The 19,030-nt window shown below is 72.2% G+C and carries 20 protein-coding genes; 13 read left to right on the plus strand and 7 right to left on the minus strand.

From position 1 onward, the window contains the following. Positions 1–113: 113 nt before the first annotated feature. Positions 114–1,592: a tetratricopeptide repeat protein gene (locus tag ACZ4UB_RS35110; RefSeq protein ID WP_468076649.1), complete on the minus strand. Its 1,479-nt coding sequence runs from the start codon at positions 1,590–1,592 to the stop codon at positions 114–116. Between the two features lie 96 nt (positions 1,593–1,688). On the opposite strand from ACZ4UB_RS35110, the gene ACZ4UB_RS35115 reads away from it, so the two are divergent. Beyond that, on the plus strand, positions 1,689–3,056 hold the full coding sequence (locus ACZ4UB_RS35115) for an FAD-binding oxidoreductase (RefSeq protein WP_468076651.1): 1,368 nt from the start codon (positions 1,689–1,691) through the stop codon (positions 3,054–3,056). A 38-nt stretch (positions 3,057–3,094) separates the two neighbouring features. Here the strand turns inward: ACZ4UB_RS35115 and ACZ4UB_RS35120 are convergent, their stop codons facing one another. Then, complete coding sequence (locus ACZ4UB_RS35120) at positions 3,095–3,574, minus strand: SsgA family sporulation/cell division regulator (protein WP_468076654.1); 480 nt, start codon at positions 3,572–3,574, stop codon at positions 3,095–3,097. 266 nt (positions 3,575–3,840) lie between these two features. On the opposite strand from ACZ4UB_RS35120, the gene ACZ4UB_RS35125 reads away from it, so the two are divergent. Both ACZ4UB_RS35125 and ACZ4UB_RS35130 read left to right on the plus strand, forming a co-directional pair. Beyond that, positions 3,841–5,172, plus strand: a complete 1,332-nt coding sequence (locus ACZ4UB_RS35125; protein WP_468076656.1) for an RDD family protein — start codon at positions 3,841–3,843, stop codon at positions 5,170–5,172. Positions 5,173–5,251: 79 nt separating this feature from the next. Beyond that, complete coding sequence (locus tag ACZ4UB_RS35130; RefSeq protein ID WP_354384411.1) at positions 5,252–5,992, plus strand: RDD family protein; 741 nt, start codon at positions 5,252–5,254, stop codon at positions 5,990–5,992. A 13-nt stretch (positions 5,993–6,005) separates the two neighbouring features. Here ACZ4UB_RS35130 and ACZ4UB_RS35135 read toward each other — a convergent pair whose 3' ends face one another. Further along, complete coding sequence (locus ACZ4UB_RS35135) at positions 6,006–6,275, minus strand: hypothetical protein (RefSeq protein WP_468076658.1); 270 nt, start codon at positions 6,273–6,275, stop codon at positions 6,006–6,008. Between the two features lie 436 nt (positions 6,276–6,711). Between ACZ4UB_RS35135 and ACZ4UB_RS35140 the strand changes: the two genes are divergently transcribed. Then, a complete protein-coding gene (locus ACZ4UB_RS35140; protein WP_468076732.1) occupies positions 6,712–9,072 on the plus strand; it encodes an immune inhibitor A domain-containing protein in 2,361 nt (786 codons plus the stop codon). A 110-nt stretch (positions 9,073–9,182) separates the two neighbouring features. Continuing rightward, entirely contained in the window at positions 9,183–9,488 is a 306-nt protein-coding gene (locus ACZ4UB_RS35145; protein WP_354384413.1) for a hypothetical protein, read from the plus strand. Positions 9,489–9,580: 92 nt separating this feature from the next. Here ACZ4UB_RS35145 and ACZ4UB_RS35150 read toward each other — a convergent pair whose 3' ends face one another. Together ACZ4UB_RS35150 and ACZ4UB_RS35155 are read right to left on the minus strand one after the other, a co-directional pair. Next, complete coding sequence (locus tag ACZ4UB_RS35150) at positions 9,581–10,183, minus strand: nicotinamidase (protein WP_468076660.1); 603 nt, start codon at positions 10,181–10,183, stop codon at positions 9,581–9,583. 548 nt (positions 10,184–10,731) lie between these two features. Further along, positions 10,732–12,060 carry a nicotinate phosphoribosyltransferase gene (locus ACZ4UB_RS35155; protein WP_354384415.1) on the minus strand — a complete coding sequence of 443 codons (1,329 nt, stop codon included), beginning with the start codon at positions 12,058–12,060 and terminating at the stop codon, positions 10,732–10,734. A gap of 80 nt (positions 12,061–12,140) precedes the next feature. On the opposite strand from ACZ4UB_RS35155, the gene clpS reads away from it, so the two are divergent. From clpS to ACZ4UB_RS35190, 7 genes are all read left to right on the plus strand, one after another. After that, on the plus strand, positions 12,141–12,455 hold the full coding sequence (clpS, locus tag ACZ4UB_RS35160) for an ATP-dependent Clp protease adapter ClpS (protein WP_354384416.1): 315 nt from the start codon (positions 12,141–12,143) through the stop codon (positions 12,453–12,455). Continuing rightward, positions 12,455–13,090 (plus strand): DUF2017 domain-containing protein, encoded by a 636-nt coding sequence (locus ACZ4UB_RS35165; RefSeq protein ID WP_468076663.1) that lies wholly within the window; start codon positions 12,455–12,457, stop codon positions 13,088–13,090. Before clpS ends, ACZ4UB_RS35165 begins: the two co-directional genes overlap by 1 nt. Before the next feature lie 351 nt (positions 13,091–13,441). After that, on the plus strand, positions 13,442–14,878 hold the full coding sequence (locus ACZ4UB_RS35170; RefSeq protein ID WP_354384418.1) for an amino acid permease: 1,437 nt from the start codon (positions 13,442–13,444) through the stop codon (positions 14,876–14,878). 75 nt (positions 14,879–14,953) lie between these two features. Next, on the plus strand, positions 14,954–15,376 hold the full coding sequence (locus ACZ4UB_RS35175; RefSeq protein ID WP_354384419.1) for a M67 family metallopeptidase: 423 nt from the start codon (positions 14,954–14,956) through the stop codon (positions 15,374–15,376). An 88-nt stretch (positions 15,377–15,464) separates the two neighbouring features. After that, positions 15,465–15,575 carry a putative leader peptide gene (locus ACZ4UB_RS35180; protein WP_330330664.1) on the plus strand — a complete coding sequence of 37 codons (111 nt, stop codon included), beginning with the start codon at positions 15,465–15,467 and terminating at the stop codon, positions 15,573–15,575. A 104-nt stretch (positions 15,576–15,679) separates the two neighbouring features. Continuing rightward, positions 15,680–15,967, plus strand: a complete 288-nt coding sequence (locus tag ACZ4UB_RS35185; protein ID WP_354384420.1) for a MoaD/ThiS family protein — start codon at positions 15,680–15,682, stop codon at positions 15,965–15,967. Then, entirely contained in the window at positions 15,967–16,917 is a 951-nt protein-coding gene (locus ACZ4UB_RS35190) for a PLP-dependent cysteine synthase family protein (protein WP_354384421.1), read from the plus strand. Before ACZ4UB_RS35185 ends, ACZ4UB_RS35190 begins: the two co-directional genes overlap by 1 nt. Positions 16,918–17,233: 316 nt before the next feature. Here the strand turns inward: ACZ4UB_RS35190 and ACZ4UB_RS35195 are convergent, their stop codons facing one another. Continuing rightward, positions 17,234–17,596, minus strand: coding sequence for a DUF488 domain-containing protein (locus tag ACZ4UB_RS35195; protein ID WP_468076666.1), 363 nt, complete (start codon positions 17,594–17,596; stop codon positions 17,234–17,236). Continuing rightward, positions 17,593–18,024, minus strand: a complete 432-nt coding sequence (locus tag ACZ4UB_RS35200) for a hypothetical protein (protein ID WP_468076667.1) — start codon at positions 18,022–18,024, stop codon at positions 17,593–17,595. Before ACZ4UB_RS35200 ends, ACZ4UB_RS35195 begins: the two co-directional genes overlap by 4 nt. A gap of 248 nt (positions 18,025–18,272) precedes the next feature. On the opposite strand from ACZ4UB_RS35200, the gene ACZ4UB_RS35205 reads away from it, so the two are divergent. Next, positions 18,273–19,025: an MBL fold metallo-hydrolase gene (locus ACZ4UB_RS35205; RefSeq protein WP_468076669.1), complete on the plus strand. Its 753-nt coding sequence runs from the start codon at positions 18,273–18,275 to the stop codon at positions 19,023–19,025. Positions 19,026–19,030: the final 5 nt, after the last annotated feature.

The following is a 19,030-nucleotide window of genomic DNA, read 5'->3' on the forward strand; positions in this document are numbered from 1 at the left end:
CCCCCCCCCCCCCCCCCACCCCCCCCCCCCCCCCCCCCCCCCCCCCCCCCCCCCCCCCCCCCCCCCCCCCCCCCCCCCCCCCCCCCCCCCCCGCCGCGCGTGCGTCGGAGGGGTCAGCGGGCCGACGGCGAAGGCGACGGGGAGGCCTTCGCCGACGGCTTCGGCATCACCGGAGCCACCCACGGCCCCTTCGGCTGCATGTTCTCCGGCCCGCCGGCCGCGGGCTGGCCCACCGCGTCCAGCGCCTCCTTCGCCTGCGGCCCCCGCAGCGGCGAGAACCGCGGGTTGGTCCGCAGCGCGTCCTGGAAGTGACGGCGGGCCGCCGCCACGTCGCCCAGGCCCCGCTCGATCTGTCCCCGGTGGTAGGAGAAGTCCGCGCTCCGCAGCCCCAGCTCGGTCGCCTTCTTCGCGTACTCCAGCGCCGCCGCGTCGTCCCCGGTCCGGTGCAGCGCCCACCCCAGGGCGTCCGCCACCTGCAGGTTCTTGTGCCGGCTCCACTCGGCCGTCAGCCGCCGCACCGCCGCCGCCGGATCGCCGTGGTCCGCCTCGTACAGGCCGAGCGTCACCTCGTCCGAGACCCCGTTCGCCACGCCCCTCGAAGCCAGCGAGCCCAGCAGCTCGTACGGCGTGCGCGCCTCCTCCGTCCGGCCGAGCGACTCCAGCAGCTCGCCCAGCTCCAGCGCGAGGCGCGGCACCGGCGCCCGGCCCAGCGCCATCCGGTAGTCCCGCACCGCCTCGCCCGCACGCCCCAGCGAGGCCAGCGCCCGCGCCCGCCCGCCCAGCGCCTCCGCCTGCCCCGGATCGGTGCGCAGCGCGCCCTCGAACATCCGCAGTGCCTCGCCCGCGTCGCCGCGCTCCCAGGACAGGTCGCCCATCCGGTCCAGCACGTACGCCTTCTCCACCGGCGCCTTCGCCGCGCCCGACGCGTTCGCCATCGCGGCCACCGCGTCCTCGCGCCAGCCGTGGTCCCGGTAGACCTGCGCGGCCCGGGTGAAGGCCGCCAGTCCCGGCCGCAGCTCCAGCAGCTCGTTCATCGCCTTCTCGGCGGCCTTGTAGTCGCCCAGCCCGCTGTAGGCGTCCACGAGCACCGGGTACGCCGTCCAGCGCTTGGGCGACTGCGCCCGCACCAGCTCGCCCCACTTCTTCGCGGTCCCGTAGTCCCGCCGGGCCACCGCCAGGGCGCCCATGCCCGTCATCGCGTCGAAGTTGCCCTTCTCCGCGGGCCGCAGCTCCAGCGAACGCTTCAGCGCCCGCTCCGCCTTGGGACACCACAGCGTGTCGCCGGTGCGCCGCGCCTGCTCCAGGTACGCCGCCCCCAGCACCGCCCACGAGCCGTCGTCGTCGGCGTGCGCGGCCACCCACTTCTCCCGGTCGGCGATCAGCGCGCTCAGGTCGACCGCGGAGGCGGGCGCGCCCATGCCGACCGCGGAGGCGGCCCGCTCGCTGGGCCCGGGCGGTCGGGCGTCGTCGCCGTTCTCGACCGGCCGGATCACCAGGGCCCCGACGATCAGGACCACGGCGACGACGGCCGGCACGAGCGTCTTGCGGCCGGTGAAGGTCACGGGTGGCGCGGGGCGCGATTCCTCGTCCATGGGGTCACTGTGCGTCAATATGAAGAGCGCGCGGAGGTGTCCGAAGAGGGTCGCGCCCGGGTTCACACCGATGGCGGCGGGTGCCACGCTGGCCCCATGGACGATCTCTTGGCACGCCTGCACGCGGGGCTGCCGGCCGCGGCCCTGATCACCGACCCCGAGGTGACCTCCGGGTACGCGACCGACATGGCGGGCTTCTGCGCGGCCGGCACCCCGGCCGCCGTGGTCCTGCCCCGCACGGTCGAACAGGTCCAGCACGTGATGCGCACCGCGACGGAGCTACGGGTCCCCGTCGTCCCGCAGGGCGCCCGCACGGGCCTGTCGGGCGCGGCCAACGCCTCCGACGGCTGCATCGTGCTCTCGCTGACCGCCATGGACCGGATCCTGGAGATCGACGCGGTCGACCGGCTCGCCGTCGTGGAACCGGGCGTGGTCAACGCCGTGCTCTCGCGCGCCGTCGCGGAGCGCGGCCTGTACTACCCGCCCGACCCCTCCAGCTGGGAACAGTGCACGATCGGCGGCAACATCGGCACCGCCTCGGGCGGCCTGTGCTGCGTCAAGTACGGGGTCACCGCCGAGTACGTGCTCGGGCTGGACGTGGTCCTGGCCGACGGGCGGCTGCTGCGCACGGGACGGCGTACCGCCAAGGGCGTCGCCGGTTACGACCTGACCCGGCTCTTCGTCGGCTCCGAGGGCACCCTGGGCGTCGTCGTGCAGGCCGTCCTCGCGCTGCGCCCCGCGCCGCCGCGCCAGCTCGCGCTCGCCGCCGAGTTCCCCTCGGCCGCCGCGGCCTGCGCGGCCGTCTGCGCGGTCATGGAGGCCGGGCTGACGCCCTCGCTGCTGGAACTGATGGACCGCACGACGGTCCGCGCCGTCAACGCGCTCGGCACGATGGGCCTGCCCGAGACCACCGAGGCGCTGCTCCTCGCGGCCTTCGACACCCCCGACGCGCCCGCCGACCTCGCGGCCGTCGGCGCGCTGTGCACGGCGGCCGGCGCGAGCGCCGTCGTACCGGCCGACGACGAGGCCGAGTCCGAACTGCTGCTGCAGGCCCGCAGGATGGCCCTGACCGCGCTCGACACCCTGCGCCCGGCCACGATGATCGACGACGTGTGCGTGCCCCGCTCGCGCCTCGCCGAGATGCTGGACGGCACCGCGGAGATCGCCCGGGCGCACGACCTCACCATCGGGGTGTGCGCGCACGCGGGCGACGGCAACACGCACCCCGTGGTCTGCTTCGACCCGGCGGACGCCGACGAGACCGCCCGGGCCCGCCGGTCCTTCGACGAGATCATGGCGCTGGGCCTGGCGCTGGGCGGCACGATCACCGGCGAACACGGGGTCGGCGTGCTGAAGAAGGAGTGGCTGGCCCGCGAGTTGGGGCCGGTCGGCATGGAGGTGCAGCGCGCGGTCAAGCGGGCCTTCGACCCGCTGGGCCTGCTCAACCCCGGCAAGCTGTTCTGAGGCGGGAGCGGGCCCCCGCCGCCGCTCGGCGGCCCCGCTCACACGTCGCCGTCCGCGGACTCGTCGGAGGGCCAGGGGTCGCGCATCCACAGGTCATCGGCCGGGGTCGGCGCGAGCAGCGCGGCCAACGCGTCGTCCAGGCCCAGGCGTTCGGCCTCGGTGCCGGGCGGCACCATCCGCAAGGTGCGCTCCAGCCAGGCCGACACCGCCCCGGACGGCGCCTCCAGCAGGGCGTCCCCGTCCGGGGAGCTGAGCGCCATGCAGAGCACGCTGCGCCCCTCGATCTTGGTGGGCCAGATCCGGACGTCGCCGTGGCCGCTGGGGCGGAAGACGCCCTCCACGAGCAGCTCCCGGGCGAAGGTCCAGTTGACCGGCGCGCTGGTGCCGGTGTGGAAGGTGATGTGGACCGCGTACGGGTCGGCCGCGCGGTAGGACAGCTTGGCGGGCACGCAGATGCCGCGCTCGGGGGACAGGACCAGTCGCAGTTCCAGCTCGCGCTCGATGACGGGGTAGTGCATGGCAGCCTCACTTCGCTTCGCTTCGCCTCGTGCGGGGCCGGTGTCCGACCCCGCACCCGGAGAGAGCGCGCCGGCACGCGACGATGACGCGACTTCCGCGAACGTTCCGAAGGATGGCCGAAAACCATCGGTTGACCGAAAGCAGGCGCATGGGACGAGGTTCGCCCGAAGGGCTGCACTCTTGCGTTACCCGCCCTGCGGCACCGCGGTTCTTGGCTATGGTCCTCCCCTGCACATGCCTCGCGCCACGAACGGAGTTGGGGACATTGACGGCCTCCCCTGGAGACGGCGGGCACGCGGCCCGCGAGGGGTACTACCCCGACCCGTCCATCCCCGGGTACGTCCGGTACTGGAACGGCGGGTCCTGGGTTCCCGGTACGAGCCGCCCCGCGCCCGCGGAGGAGACCGGCCCGGTCTTCCTCGACGAGACCTCCCTGACCGCCGCCTGTCGCGAACCGGAATCCACCGCGCAGCCGGATCCGGTACGGGCGCCAGAGCCCGATCCGGTGCGCTGGCAGGCCGACCCGGTCCACCAGGCGGGCTTCGGCGGCCCCCGTGACCAGATGGTTTCCTGGGGCCAGGGAGAGTCCGAGCACGCGCACGCCGCATCCCGTCCGGGTGGTGTCTCGCTCGGCCGGAGCCGCCCCGAGCCGCTCATCGAGGCACAACCGGAATCCCACCCGGAGCCGTTCCCGGAGCCGCGCTGGGAGTCGGTGCGCGAACCGGCGGCCGTCCGCGCCTCCGCCTCCGGGGTCCGGATCGGCCGCGCCCCCGCGCCGCCCGCCGCCCCGGTCGGGACCTTCGACGGCGTCGGCATCCTCTCGGCGAGGTCACCGGTGGCGCCGGCCGCGCCCACCGCGCCCGCGGCGCCCGCCGCCCCGGTCCCCGACTGGCCCGAACCGCAGGGCAGTCGCGGCGCCCCCGCGGCCCCGCCGGCCCCCGCCCGCACCGCCGTGGCGCCCGCTCCCGACCCGGCCCCCGAGCCCGTCGCCGCGCCCGCGCCAGCGCCCGCGGCCGCCGCGCCCGTTCCCGCGACCGCCGCCGCTGCGCCGGCGCCGGCGCCGGCCGAGGACGCGGTCCGTGCCCCCCGGCGCACCGATCACGCCGTCTTCGAGCGGATGGCCGAGCGGGCCGCGCGCCCCGCCGGTCCGGTCCGCCGACTGCTCGCGCGGGCCGTGGACTCGGTGGTGCTGGGCGCCGTCGCGGTGGCCGTGGCCCAGCCCCTCGTGCCGGCCGTCACCGCGCACCTGGACGCCAAGGTGGAGGCGGCCCGGGGGAGCGGGCGCACCGTCACGGTGTGGCTGCTCGACGGGACCACCGCCGGCTACCTGGGCGTCGTACTCGGTGCCGTACTGCTCTTCGGCGTCTTCTGCGAGGTGCTGCCGACCGCGCGGTGGGGGCGCACGTTGGGCAAGAAGCTGTTCGGGGTCAGGGTGCTCTCGGTCGCGACCCGGCGCCCGCCGTCCTTCGCCGCGGCGCTGCGCCGGTGGCTGGTGTTCGCGCTGCTGGGCCTGCCCGGCTCGCTGCGGTGCCTGGGCGACCGGGCGCGCCGGCAGGGCTGGCACGACCGGGCGGCGGGGACGTACGTGGTCCGCTGAGGGCCCGTTCGGCCGGGCGTCTCGCCCGAACGGACGCGGTCGCATTGCGGGGGGTGCGCGGCCGGGTTCGACTCGGGCCATGAGCACCGACCAGCCGCCGCCGGGCCCGTCGCCCGAGGACGACCCGTTCCTCAAGAAGCCCCAGCAGCCGACGCCGCCGTCGGGCGGCTCGCCGTACGGCTCACCGCCGCCCGGCGGGCCCACCCCGCCGCAGGGCGGCGGACCCTACGGCGGGAGCCCGCCCGGTGGAGGCGGATATCCGCCCCCGCCCCCGCCGCCCTACGGCGGCGGCGGGCCGTACGGCGGGGGCGGCTACGGCATGCCCGACCCGCTCGCCGGGATGCCTCCGCTCGCGGACTTCGGCAAGCGGCTCGCGGCCCGCGTCATCGACCTGCTGATCATCAGCGTGCCGCTGTACCTCTTGCAGTGGATCTTCAGCAGCAAGCGCTACGTCGTCGACACCAGCAAGGGCGACGACATCAGCGACGTCGTCGTCAGGTCCTACAGCGGCAGCGGTCTGATCTGGACGCTGATCGGGATCCTCGCCTACGTCGGCTACGACTGGTTCATGACCAAGAAGAACGGTCAGACCATCGGCAAGAGGATGATGAGCGTGCGCGTGGCCATGCTGAACGACGGCAGCGTCCCGCCGTCCAACGCCGCGCTGTCCCGCGCCGCCGTGCTCTGGCTGCCGACGCTGCTCTGCTGCTTCTGCCTGTGGCCGATCGCGCTCGTCATCTCGATGCTCATCGACAAGCCGTACAAGCAGGCGTGGCACGACAAGGTCGCCAAGACCGTGGTGGTCAGCTCGGCCGGGTAGGCGTCAACAGGCCCTAGTGGTGCACGGAATGTTCGGCGGCGGCCGTCCGGGGTGAGGGGACCCGGGCGGCCGTCGGCGCGTCCACGGCGGTGTCGGATCCACGGCGCCGCCGCTTCGGCATGGGCACGGTGAGGGCGACGAGCAGGCCGAGGGCGAGGGCCGCGGCGGAGATGACCGCGACGCCGAGGCCCGTGCTCGTCTGCGAGAGCAGCAGCATGGCGATCGTCGACACGACGACGGTGACGGAACCGGAAGTGAGCTGAACGGCGGTCGGTCGCGGCATGGCGGTATCCGTCCTCAAGGAGGGAGGGAACTCTACGACGGGGGATGCCCGAGCCTGACCAACGGTAAGCGTGTCCTAACCCCTTGGCACCGGTCTCCCGGAGCACGGGGGGCGCACGGAGTCATGCGTTGGCCCGAGATGAGGGGGCGCGGGCGCGGGCGGGAAGCACCGTTCGTCCGGTATGGCAGGGGAACGTCCGAATAACGGAACTCCCTGACCGCATAGTGCAGTTGTAGGGAACAAGTCAAGGTCTGTCTTTTCTCGCGTTACTCCGGTCAAATGTCGTCACTTGAGACGCGTGCCGCGCGGAACCCCCCGCTCCGATGGAGACGTTCCGAACGTCCTGGCGGCCGCGGGAGGGGAACGACATCAAGTGACCAGCAACTCAGACTCCGCCAGAAGGCGGGCGCTGCGCGCCACGGCTGTCGCCGTGACCATCGCCGCGTGCGCCGCCAGCGGCGCAGCCTTCACCACTGCGACCGCGTCGGGCCCCGTGGCCCCCGCGCCCGTCGCGGCGGCCGTTCATCAGGACCCGACGGCTCCGGCCAACTCGGTCAACCACAACCTCGACGGTCCGTTCAGCAAGCAGCAGGAGCAGGCCCGCAAGGCCGCCCTGGAGCAGGTGCTGTCGGGCAAGACCAACGTCGAGCAGCGTGGCGCGTCGAAGGTCGTCAAGCTCGACGACAAGAAGTACGTCGAGCTGGGCCGCGAGAAGACCGACAAGATCTTCACGATCCTCGTCGACTTCGGCGACCAGGTGGACAGCACCACCATGTTCGACCCGGACGGCGCCGACGGCCCGAAGCCCCCCGTGCAGAAGTACGGCGGCAACCCCGGCCCGGCGCACAACCAGATCGCGCAGCCCGACCGCGCGAAGAACAACAGCACCGCCTGGCGCAAGGACTTCAGCCGCGACTACTTCCAGGACCTGTACTTCGGTACGGGCCAGGGCAAGAACTCGCTGAAGACCTACTACGAGAAGACCTCCTCGGGTCGCTACTCGGTCGAGGGCCAGGTCCAGGACTGGGTCAAGATCCCGTACAACGAGGCCCGTTACGGCTCGAACTACTGCGGTCAGACCAACTGCTCCAACGTCTGGGACACCGTCCGCGACGGCGTCACCGCCTGGGCCGACGCCCAGAAGAAGGCCGGCAAGACCGACGCCGAGATCAAGGCCCAGCTGGCGCAGTACGACCAGTGGGACCGCAACGACTTCGACGGCGACGGCAACTTCAACGAGCCCGACGGCTACATCGACCACTTCCAGATCGTCCACGCGGGCGAGGACGAGTCGGCCGGCGGCGGCGTGCAGGGCACCAACGCCCTGTGGGCGCACCGTTGGTACGCCTACGGCACCGACGCGGGCAAGACCGGCCCGGCGAACAACAAGGCCGGCGGCACCCAGATCGGCAACACCGGCATCTGGGTCGGCGACTACACGATGCAGCCCGAGAACGGCGGCCTCGGCGTCTTCGCGCACGAGTACGGCCACGACCTCGGCCTCCCGGACCTGTACGACACCTCCGGCGGCGGCGAGAACTCGGTCGGCTTCTGGTCCCTGATGTCGGCGGGCTCCTGGCTCGGCCAGGGCAAGGACTCCATAGGCGACCTCCCGGGCGACATGACGGCCTGGGACAAGTACCAGCTCGGCTGGCTGAACTACGACCGGGCCAAGGCGGCGACGAAGTCCACCCACAAGCTGGGTGTGTCGGAGTACAACACCAAGGACAAGCAGGCCCTGATCGTCGACCTGCCCGCGAAGCAGGTCAAGACGGACATCGTCGCTCCCGCCGAAGGCGCCAGCCAGTGGTGGAGCAACATGGGTGACGACCTCAAGAACACCCTCTCGCGCCCGGTCGACCTGACCGGCAAGTCCTCCGCGGCCCTGTCCCTCAAGGGCTGGTGGGACATCGAGAAGGACTACGACTTCCTCTACGCGGAGGCTTCCACCGACGGCGGCGCCACCTGGACCGCCCTCGCCGGCACCGCGAACGGCAAGGCCATCCCGCTCGACGCGGGCGGCAACCCGGCCCTGACGGACGTCTCCGGCGCCTGGCAGGACCTGAAGTACCCGCTCGACGGCTACGCGGGCAAGAAGATCGACCTCCGCTTCCGCTACCAGACGGACGGCGGCGCGGGCGGCAAGGGCTTCACCGCCGACGCCATCACCGTGACCGCGGACGGCCAGGCCCTCTTCACCGACGGCGCCGAGAACGGCGACAACGGCTGGACGGGCAAGGGCTTCTCCCGCATCGGCGCCGGCTTCACCAAGGAGTACGCGCAGTACTACCTGGCCGAGAACCGCCGCTACGTCTCGTACGACTCCACCCTCAAGGTGGGCCCGTACAACTTCGGCTTCGCCAACTCCGACCGTCCGCAGTGGGTCGAGCACTACGCCTACCAGGACGGCCTGCTGATCTGGCTCTGGGACACCTCCCAGAAGGACAACAACACCAGCCAGCACCCGGGTTCGGGTCTGATCCTTCCGATCGACTCGAAGGCCAAGCCGCTGAAGTGGGCGGACGGCAGCCTGATGCGCAACAAGATCCAGCCGTTCGACGCCCCGTTCAGCTGGTACTCCACGGACGACATCACCCTCCACAAGGACGGTGTCGCGCAGCGGATCAAGCCGTCGGCCGGTAACGGCGTCTTCGACGACCACAAGGGCAAGTACTACTACGACGAGAACCCGACCGGCAGCGTGAAGGTCACTGACACCAACACCAAGATCAAGATCGAGAAGGAGTCCTACGACGGTCTCCAGATGACGGTCTCGGTCGGCCCCGCCGGCAAGTAACACGCATCACCGCAGGTCAGAGCATGATCGGCCGTCGCCCTCTAGCGGGCGGCGGCCGTTCGCGTTTAGATGCCCGTGCGAGTTTCTTATTGACGGGGGAGATGACAAGCATGCCCGGTGGAGGTTTCGTCCGATTGCCCGGCGGCAGCGTGGTGGTCGCGCTCACGCTGCCCAGACCGTCCGGTGAGGGCGGAAATGTCCGCGTGCTGGTGCACGCCGTGAACCGGGCCCGCGCCCTGACCAGGCTGCGGAACCTCGGGATGCGGGCGGTGTACCTGCGCGGGAACGCGCAGCCGCCGACGCCCGACGAGGTGACGGCGGTCCTGCACCATCCGGACGGCCTGCTGTGGCGCGCCGCCCCCGACCGGGTCGCGGAGCTGTGGCACCCGATCAGGGCCCTGCTGCCGGGCGCCTGAGGCCGGCCTGGGCAAAGCCTGGGCAAAACCTGTGCGCCCGCTGTGCGTGGGCCCTGTGGGGCGTACGGGCCCCGCGGGGCCTGCGGGGCGTCCTACGGGCCGGTCACGTGCGGGGAGCCGGAGAGCTTCACCCCGGCCGTCCTGAGCTCCTCCAGGGCCCGCTCCGTGCTGTGCGGGGCCACTCCCGCCGTGAGGTCGAGCAGCACGCGGGTGTCGAAGCCGGCGCGGACGGCGTCCAGGGCGGTCGCCCGTACGCAGTGGTCCGTGGCGATGCCGACCACGTCGACCTCGGTGACCTCGCGGGCGCGCAGCCAGTCCGCGAGGGTGACGCCGTTCTCGTCGGCGCCCTCGAAACCGCTGTACGCGGCGTCGTAGGCGCCCTTGTCGAAGACGGCCGCGACGGCGCCCGAGGCGACGGCGGGGGCGAAGTTCGGGTGGAACCCGACGCCCTCGGTCCCGGCCACGCAGTGCACCGGCCAGGAGGTCTCGTAGTCCGGCTCGGCCGGGGGGTGGGCGAAGTGCGCGCCGGGGTCGATGTGGTGGTCGCGGGTGGCGACGACGTGCCGGTAGCCGGGGGTGGCCTGGCCGATCAGCTCCGTGATGGAGGCGGCCACGTCGGCGCCCCCGGTGACCGCGAGGCTGCCGCCCTCGCAGAAGTCGTTCTGTACGTCGACGACGATCAGTGCGCGGTGCATGTTCGGGTGTCCTTCGCTCGGTGTGACATCTCTACCCTGCCTCCGCCCGCCCGTCCCTCCGCTGCCCCCCTTCCCCACTCCCCGCCCCCCGAACCCGAGGGCCATCCCAGCCTCGCCGGCGTTTGAGGCGCCCCCGGAGGGCGGTACGGCCGGTGGCCGGGGTCCGGGGGTCGGGTCCGCGTGCGCGCTGTGCCTCCGGCGGCGCCTCAAACGCCGGCGAGGCTGCTTCGGCCCGCTTCGGCGCCGGCGGCGAGGCTGGTGTGGCCCACCCCAGCCCCGCCGGCGTTTGAGGCGCCCCGGGCCTGGGCCCATCCCAGCCCTGCCGGCGTTTGAGGCGCCCCCGGAGGGCGGGACGGTCGGGGTCCGGTGGTCGGGTTCGCGTGCGCGCTGTGCCTCCGGCGGCGCCTCAAACGCCGGCGAGGCTGGTTCGGCCCGCCTCGGCCCGCCTCGGCCCGCTTCGGCCCGCTCGGCCGCGCCGGCGGGGCGGGTGTGGCCCATCCCAGCCCCGCCGGCGTTTGAGGCGTCCCCGGGCCGCCCCCCCGGGAGGGTCAGGCGTACTCGGTCGGGATCACGGCCTCGCCGCGGGAGAGCTGGGTCGCGGAGAGGGGAAGGGCCGCCAGCGCCGCGCGGTGGCGGTCGCGCGCCGCCTCCAGCGGCTCGCGGGCGACCACCTCGCCGCCCTTGACCAGCTGCACCAGCAACTGCTCCCCGGCCAGAGCGGACGGCACGGCCCCGGTACCCACGACCTCCGCCTCGGCCACCCCGTCGGCGTCCCGCCGCCGGGCCGCCCACTTGCGGCCGCCCACCGAGGTCTTGCCGCCGGAGGACTTCTTCGCCACCGGGTGCAGGACCGCCTTCGGGTCGGCGGAGGTGGCCCGGGCGACCAGCTTGTAGACCATCGAGCACGTCGGGTGCCCGCTGCCGGTGACCAGCTGCGTCCCCACCCCGTACGCGTCCACCGGCGCCGCGGCCAGCGAGGCGATCGCGTACTCGTCCAGGTCGGAGGTGACCACGATGCGCGTGTCGGTGGCCCCCAGCTCGTCCAGCTGCTGGCGCACCCGGTGCGCGACGAGCAGCAGGTCACCGGAGTCGATGCGGACCGCGCCGAGCCCGGTCCCCGCCACCTCGACGGCCGTCCGCACCGCCTCGGCGACGTCGTACGTGTCCACCAGCAGCGTGGTGGATCCGCCCAGCGAGGCCACCTGGGCCTCGAAGGCGTCCCGCTCGCTGTCGTGCACCAGGGTGAAGGCGTGCGCGCTGGTGCCCACCGTGGGGATCCCGTACCGGAAGCCCGCCGCCAGGTCCGAGGTGGAGGCGAAGCCGCCGACGTACGCGGCCCGCGCCGCGGCCACCGCGGCCAGCTCGTGGGTGCGCCGCGCGCCCATCTCGATCAGCGGCCGCCCGCCCGCCGCCGAGGACATCCGGGAGGCGGCGGCGGCGATCGCCGAGTCGTGGTTGAGGATCGAGAGGATCACGGTCTCCAGCAGCACGCACTCGGCGAAGCTGCCCTCGACGCGCAGCACCGGGGAGCCGGGGAAGTAGACCTCGCCCTCCGGGTAGCCCCAGATGTCGCCGGAGAAGCGGTACGAGGCCAGCCAGTCCAGGGTCCGCATGTCGACGACGGCCCGCTCGCGCAGGAATTCCAGCACGGCGGCGTCGAAGCGGAAGTTCTCCACCGCGTCCAGCACCCGGCCCGTTCCGGCCAACACTCCGTAGCGCCGGCCTTCCGGCAGCCGCCGGGTGAAGACCTCGAAGACCGAGCGCCGGTCGGCGGTGCCGTTGGCCAGGGCGGCCTGCAGCATCGTCAGCTCGTAATGGTCCGTGAAGAGCGCTGTCGACGGCACGTCCACCGGCAGGCCCAGGTCCGCAGGGTTCATGGCACGGATGCTAGCGCACATCTCGTCAAAGTGACGAGATGTAGGCCCCGTTTGTGCGACGGGCCCGTCGCAGTGGCAGCATGGGACGAGTGAGTGTCGCCCCCATTGAGATCGAACGCACCGAATCCGCCGAGGAGACCTTCGCGGTCCCCGAGCCCGACGTCCCCTGGGTGACGCTGGTGCACAACGACCCCGTCAATCTCATGAGCTACGTCGCGTACGTGTTCCAGGCGTACTTCGGCTACTCCAAGGACAAGGCGAACAAACTGATGCTCGACGTCCACCACAAGGGGCGGGCGGTCGTCTCCAGCGGCAGCCGCGAGGAGATGGAACGCGACGTGCAGGCCATGCACGGCTACGGCCTGTGGGCGACCCTCTCCCAGGACCGCAACTGATGGAGCGCGAGACGGGCACCTTCGTGCCGCTCGACGGCGGCGGCGCGGCCGTCGCCCTCGACGAGATCGAGATCCAGATCCTGCGCTCGCTGGCCGTCCAGCTGCTGGAGCTGATCGGCCCCGGCGCGGCCGAACCGGCCGAGGACGCCGACCCGCTGGCGGTCCTGTTCGCCGCCGACGGCCCCACCGAGCCGCCCTCCGACCCGGCGTTGGCCCGGCTCTTCCCGGACGCCTACGGCGGTCCCGGCGGCGACGAAGGGGCCGACCCGGAGGAAGTCCGCGCCCACGCGGCCGAGTTCCGCCGCTTCACCGAGAACGACCTGCGCACCCGCAAGCGCGAGGACGCGCTGGCCGTCGTACGCAGCCTCGACGCGCTGACGCTCGACGACGGCCTGGACGAGGAGCCCGCCGACGCCGGCGGCGGCGCGGTGTTGGAGCTGACCGGGGAGCTGCCGCTGCGCTGGCTCGGCTCGCTCAACGACCTGCGGCTCACCATCGCGGCGCGGCTGGAGATCACCGAGGACGACGAGAGCGCGGTCCTCTTCCAGCTGCCGGACGACGACCCGCGCAAGCCGATGGTGATGGCGTACCTGTGGCTCGGCGGCCTCCAGGAGACGCTGATCGAGACCCTCTGAGGGAGTTCGCGTCACGCGCGCGACGTACTCCCGTCACGCTCCCGAGGCGCTCCGTTCGCTCAGCGGACGCTCAAATCCGGATAACGATCAGATCACCACCATGTGGTGGTCTGATCGCGTTCAGGGAGTTTGTCCGCATTTTTTCGTGTCGCAGGTCACCTTTTCGCGCCTCGATCGCCCGTAAGGCCGTGATAAATCTTCACGACTGCCGACGGGACGCCACCCCTGTTCCCCGGCTCGCTCGAACCGGCTGACCGCCGGGTGCAACTCCATCCGTATCCGGGGGGATCGAGGATCCGGTCCGCAGCCACTCTCAGGCGCGGGTCGGCGTGGAGAAAGGCGCACCAAGACATGACCTCTGTGCAGGTCGAGCACGACGACACGAAGCCGGCCGGCGGCGAAGCCGAGGCGGGCGAGGGTTACCACCGCACGCTCGGCGCGCGGCAGATCCAGATGATCGCCATCGGCGGAGCCATCGGCACCGGCCTCTTCCTGGGCGCCGGAAAGGCGATCTCCAAGGCGGGCCCGAGCCTGATCCTGGCCTACGCCATCGCCGGCCTGGTCATCTTCTTCATCATGCGGGCCCTGGGCGAGCTGCTCATGTACCGCCCGGTCTCGGGCTCCTTCTCGGACTACGCCCGGGAGTTCCTGGGCCCCTTCTGGGGGTACGTGACGGGCTGGACCTACTGGCTCTTCTGGGTGGTCACCGGCATCGTCGAGGTCACCGCCGCCGCGAAGTACATGGCGTTCTGGACGGACGGCAGCTTCCCGCAGTGGGGCTTCGCGCTGATCTTCACGCTCATCCTCTACGGCGCCAACCTGATCTCCGTGAAGCTCTTCGGCGAGCTGGAGTTCTGGTTCTCGATGGTCAAGGTCACCGCCATCGTCGGCATGATCCTGATCTGCGCCGGCATCCTGACCATCGGCTTCTCCGACGCGGCCGACACGGCGAGCGTCTCGAACCTGTGGAACGACCGGGGCTTCTTCCCCAACGGCATCGGCGAGACGCTGATGACCCTGCAGATCGTGATGTTCGCCTTCCTCGCGGTCGAGCTCGTCGGCGTCACCGCCGGTGAGTCCAAGGACCCGGAGAAGACCCTCCCCAAGGCCATCAACACCGTGCCGTGGCGGATCGCCGTCTTCTACGTCGGCGCCCTGATCATGATCCTGTCGGTCATCCCGTGGCACCAGTTCAAGGCGGGCGAGAGCCCCTTCGTGCTGGCCTTCGAGAAGATGGGCCTCGGCATCGGCGCGGCCGTCGTCAACTTCGTGGTGCTGACCGCCGCCCTGTCCTCCTGCAACTCGGGCATGTACTCCACCGGCCGCATGCTGCGCGACCTCGCGCAGAACGGCCAGGGCCCGAAGGTCTTCACCAAGCTGACCAAGAGCGGCACCCCGCTCCTCGGCACCACCTTCTCCGCCGCGCTGATGCTGGTGGGCGTCTGGATCAACTACGTCGCCCCGGGCAAGGCCTTCGAGTACGTCGTCTCCTTCGCCACCATCTCCGGCATGTGGGCCTGGATCATGATCCTGGTCTGCCAGATCCGCTACCGCGCCAAGTCCGACCGCGGCGAGCTGCCCGCGTCCCCCTTCCGGGCGCCCGGAGCCCCGTACACGAGCTGGTTCGCGCTCGCCTTCATCGCCATGGTCATCGTGATGATGGGCATCGACAAGGACGCCCGCGTCTCGCTGTACTGCGCCCCGCTGTGGGGTCTGATCCTCGGCGTCTCCTACCTGGTGATGAAGAGCCGCAACCCGAACGCGGACGCCTTCGTCAAGGCCTCGTAAGGCTCCTGTCCAGCATCCGGGCCCTTCCGTACCACTCCTCGGTACGGGAGGGCCCGTCTGTTTATCCTTTCGCTCATGCTGACCCTCACCCAGGACCTGTACGACCGGATCGTCGAGCACGCCCGCAAGGACCACCCGGACGAGGCCTGCGGGATCGTCGCCGGTCCGGCGGGCACCGGCCGCCCCGAGCGGTTCGTCCCGATGCTGAACGCCGCGCGGTCGCCCACGTTCTACGAGTTCGACTCCAAGGACCTGCTGAAGCTCTACCGCGAGCTGGACGACCGGGACGAGGAGCCCGTGATCGTCTACCACTCGCACACCGCGACCGAGGCCTACCCCTCGCGCACGGACGTGACCTACGCGAACGAGCCCGGCGCGCACTACGTCCTGGTCTCCACGGCGGACGCGGACGGCCTCGGGGAGTTCCAGTTCCGGTCGTACCGGATCGTCGACGGAGTGATCACGGAGGAAGAAGTGCAGGTCGTGGCCGGTTACTGAGGGGTTACTGCCCAGTATGTGAGCCGATGGCGTCCATGATGCGGAATCACACTCCAAACGCCGGACCGGGAATCGTTAACATGACCGCATGGTTCCCCACGACGTGAGCATCGAGACGCCCGGCAGGCTGCTGCTCGTGGCGCGGCTGCACGTCGACCTGTGCCGCCTCGCCAGTGCCATCTGTCCTGCCGCTGCCTGAGTACCGCAGTGCCGCGCGATGCCCGCGGTCGTCGCGCGCCGCACCGCTACCCCGCTCCGCCCTTCCCGCCGCCCTTCCCGCTTCCTTCACGACTGGAGCCAGCCATGGCCATCGAGGTCCGCATCCCGACCATCCTCCGCACCTACACCGACGGCGAGAAGGCCGTCTCCGGTGAGGGCGCCACCCTCGGCGACCTCTTCGCCGACCTGGAGACCCGGCACAAGGGCATCCAGGAGCGCATCATCGACGCGGCCAAGGGCGGCGAGCTGCGCCGCTTCGTGAACGTGTACCTGAACGACGAGGACGTCCGCTTCCTCGCCGGCATCTCCACCGAGCTGAACGACGGCGACAGCGTCACCATCCTCCCGGCCGTGGCCGGCGGATCGAAGTAATGCGCTACGACTCCCCGCTGGCGGCGGTCGGCAACACCCCGCTGGTCCGGCTTCCCCGGTTGTCCCCCTCGGAGGACGTCCGGATCTGGGCCAAGCTGGAGGACCGCAATCCGACCGGCTCGATCAAGGACCGCCCCGCGCTCCACATGGTCGAGCAGGCCGAGAAGTCGGGCCGCCTCTACCCCGGCTGCACGATCCTGGAGCCCACCTCCGGCAACACGGGCATCTCGCTCGCCATGGCGGCGAAGCTCAAGGGCTACCGGATCGTGTGCGTCATGCCGGAGAACACCAGCCAGGAGCGCCGTGACCTCCTGGCCATGTGGGGAGCCGAGATCATCCCGTCGCCCGCCGCGGGCGGCTCCAACACGGCGGTCCGCGTCGCCAAGGAGCTGGCGGCGGAGCACCCGGACTGGGTGATGCTCTACCAGTACGGCAACCCGGACAACGCGGGCGCCCACTACGCCACGACCGGCCCGGAGATCCTCGCCGACCTCCCGTCCATCACCCACTTCGTGGCGGGCCTCGGTACCACCGGGACGCTCATGGGCGTCGGCCGCTACCTGCGCGAACACGTCGAGGGGGTCCGGATCGTCGCGGCCGAGCCGCGCTACGACGACCTCGTCTACGGGCTGCGCAACCTGGACGAGGGCTTCGTCCCGGAGCTGTACGACGCCTCCGTGCTGACCACCCGCTTCTCGGTGGGTTCCGCGGACGCGGTGACCCGGACCCGGGAGCTGCTCCAGCAGGAGGGCATCTTCGCCGGCGTCTCCACGGGCGCGGCGTTGCACGCGGCGATCGGGGTGGGCCGCAAGGCGGTGGCCGCCGGCGAGTCCGCGGACATCGTCTTCGTCGTCGCCGACGGCGGCTGGAAGTACCTCTCGACGGGCGTCTACACGGCGGCCACGACCGAAGAAGCCATCGAAGTCCTCCAGGGCCAACTCTGGGCCTAGCCCCACCCGACCGGGCCCCGCCGAAGGCCCCCATGCCTCCGGCGGGCCCTCAATCGCCGGGCAGGCTGGGTTTGCCGGGCTGGCCCTCAAGCGCCGGGCGGGCTGGGTTTGCCGGGCTGGCGCTGCCGAATCCGGCCCCGCCCGATCCAGCCTCGCCCGGGGGCACCTCCCAGCGGTAGCTGGGGGAGTTTGAGGCGCCGCCGGAGGCCCCACGTGCCTCCGGCGGGCCCTCAAACGCCGGGCGGGCTGGGTTTCCGGGCTGGCCCTCGAACGCCGGGCGGTTTGCCGGGGTGGCGCTCGAACGCTGGGCGCAGGGTCAGGGGGTTAGGTGGGCTGCCAGGATCGCGGCGTGGCTGGTCTTCGGGTCCTTGACCGCGGTCAGGAGGGTCAGGGGGCCGGCCTCCGCCAGGGCCCGCAGCCGCTCCAGCGCGGCCACCGCCCCGGCCCCGGCCAGCTCCGCCTCGTACCGCTCGCGGAACTCCTCGAAGTCCCCGCCCCCACCGTGGAACCACCGGCGCAGCTCCGCCGACGGGGTGAGCTCCTTGGGCCACTCGTCCACCGCGGCCACCGCCTTCGCCAGCCCCCGCGGCCACAGCCGGTCCACCAGCACGCGGACACCGTCCGCCGCCGGGTCCGGGGCATCGTAGACGCGCCGCAACCGCACCGCCCGCCGAGTCACCGGCCCTCACCTCCGAGTCCGAGCCCCTTCACCTGGTCCCACACCGCGGGATCCACGGAACCGACCCGCCGGCGCAGCTCCCACACCGAGACCTCCCGCGCCCGGTCCGCCTCCACGAACGCGGCCCGGCCGTGCGCCGCCCCGAGCACCCCCGGCGGCAGCGCGATCACTCCCGGCCGGGCGTCCCGGTACTTCCCGGTCACCGGTGCGACCCGCGCACGCGGCCCCCGTACCGCCAGGACCAGATAGGAACGCCCGTCCGCCAGGCACCACAACTCGCGCGCCACCGGCCGCGGCGCCGGCCCCGGGCCGTGCGCGGCCGCCCCGGCCCGCCCCGGCCGCACCGCCGCCATCCGCCGCCCCGCCACCAGCAGCACGAGGGCCACGGCCACCACCGCCGCCACCCCGGGCCACCAGGACGTGTCCATGCATCGACCGTAACCGCGTCCCCACCCGACCGCACGGCCCGCGCCGGCCCGTACCCGGCCCGCACGCGGCAACCCGTGTACGGGCCGTCGCTCCACCGGGTGACACCGCAGGTGAGTTGCCCCACAACGGCCCGCCGCGGAGGAGCGACGGGACGATTCGCGCTTTACGCTCGACTCCACGCACGCCCCCGTCGCCCTCCCCGTATCCGTGTAACGTCCACGGACCGTCCACGGAGGTTCCCGTCTCCATGAAGCTCACCGTCGTCGGCTGCTCCGGCTCGTTCCCCTCCGCGGAATCGGCCTGCTCGAGCTACCTCGTCGAGGCCGACGGCTTCCGGCTGCTCCTCGACATGGGCAACGGCGCCCTCGGTGAGCTGCAGCGACACTGCGGTCTGTACGACCTCGACGCCGTCTTCCTCAGCCACCTGCACGCGGACCACTGCATCGACATGTGCGGCTACTTCGTCGCCCGCTACTACCGCCACGAGGGCGGCCGCTGCGGGACCATCCCCGTCTACGGCCCCGAAGGCACCGAGAAGCGCCTGACCACGGCCTACGAGGACGTCCCGGACGAGCGCTCCATGAGCGAGGTCTTCGACTTCCGCACCCTGAAGTCCGGGACCTTCGAGATCGGCCCCTTCCAGGTCCGCACCGAGCGCGTCGCCCACCCCATCGAGTCCTACGCCATCCGCCTCGAACACGGCGGGCGCTCCCTGACGTACTCCGGCGACACCGGCGTCTGCGCCGAACTCGGCCTGCTGGCCGAGGACGCCGACCTCTTCCTCTGCGAGGCGTCGTTCACGCACGGCAAGGAGGACATCCCCGACCTCCACCTCAACGGCCGCGAGGCGGGGGAGTTCGCCCGTGACGGCCGGGTCGGGCGGCTCGTCCTGACCCACATCCCGCCGTGGACCGACGCCGGGCGCAACCTCGCCGACGCCCGCGCCGTGTACGGGGGCCGCGTGGACCTCGCCCGGGCGGGCGAGGTCTACGAGGTCTGATCCCC

It is taken from the genome of Streptomyces sp. NPDC028419, assembly GCF_055565515.1.

Bases quoted from the DNA above. Each gene is read 5' to 3' on its own strand.
- ACZ4UB_RS35110 (WP_468076649.1), bottom strand. From the start codon at position 1,592: ATGGACGAGGAATCGCGCCCCGCGCCACCCGTGACCTTCACCGGCCGC.
- ACZ4UB_RS35115 (WP_468076651.1), top strand. From the start codon at position 1,689: ATGGACGATCTCTTGGCACGCCTGCACGCGGGGCTGCCGGCCGCGGCC.
- ACZ4UB_RS35120 (WP_468076654.1), bottom strand. From the start codon at position 3,574: ATGCACTACCCCGTCATCGAGCGCGAGCTGGAACTGCGACTGGTCCTG.
- ACZ4UB_RS35130 (WP_354384411.1), top strand. From the start codon at position 5,252: ATGAGCACCGACCAGCCGCCGCCGGGCCCGTCGCCCGAGGACGACCCG.
- ACZ4UB_RS35135 (WP_468076658.1), bottom strand. From the start codon at position 6,275: ATGCCGCGACCGACCGCCGTTCAGCTCACTTCCGGTTCCGTCACCGTC.
- ACZ4UB_RS35145 (WP_354384413.1), top strand. From the start codon at position 9,183: ATGCCCGGTGGAGGTTTCGTCCGATTGCCCGGCGGCAGCGTGGTGGTC.
- ACZ4UB_RS35150 (WP_468076660.1), bottom strand. From the start codon at position 10,183: ATGCACCGCGCACTGATCGTCGTCGACGTACAGAACGACTTCTGCGAG.
- ACZ4UB_RS35155 (WP_354384415.1), bottom strand. From the start codon at position 12,060: ATGAACCCTGCGGACCTGGGCCTGCCGGTGGACGTGCCGTCGACAGCG.
- clpS (WP_354384416.1), top strand. From the start codon at position 12,141: ATGGGACGAGTGAGTGTCGCCCCCATTGAGATCGAACGCACCGAATCC.
- ACZ4UB_RS35165 (WP_468076663.1), top strand. From the start codon at position 12,455: ATGGAGCGCGAGACGGGCACCTTCGTGCCGCTCGACGGCGGCGGCGCG.
- ACZ4UB_RS35170 (WP_354384418.1), top strand. From the start codon at position 13,442: ATGACCTCTGTGCAGGTCGAGCACGACGACACGAAGCCGGCCGGCGGC.
- ACZ4UB_RS35175 (WP_354384419.1), top strand. From the start codon at position 14,954: ATGCTGACCCTCACCCAGGACCTGTACGACCGGATCGTCGAGCACGCC.
- ACZ4UB_RS35180 (WP_330330664.1), top strand. From the start codon at position 15,465: ATGGTTCCCCACGACGTGAGCATCGAGACGCCCGGCAGGCTGCTGCTC.
- ACZ4UB_RS35185 (WP_354384420.1), top strand. From the start codon at position 15,680: ATGGCCATCGAGGTCCGCATCCCGACCATCCTCCGCACCTACACCGAC.
- ACZ4UB_RS35190 (WP_354384421.1), top strand. From the start codon at position 15,967: ATGCGCTACGACTCCCCGCTGGCGGCGGTCGGCAACACCCCGCTGGTC.
- ACZ4UB_RS35200 (WP_468076667.1), bottom strand. From the start codon at position 18,024: ATGGACACGTCCTGGTGGCCCGGGGTGGCGGCGGTGGTGGCCGTGGCC.
- ACZ4UB_RS35205 (WP_468076669.1), top strand. From the start codon at position 18,273: ATGAAGCTCACCGTCGTCGGCTGCTCCGGCTCGTTCCCCTCCGCGGAA.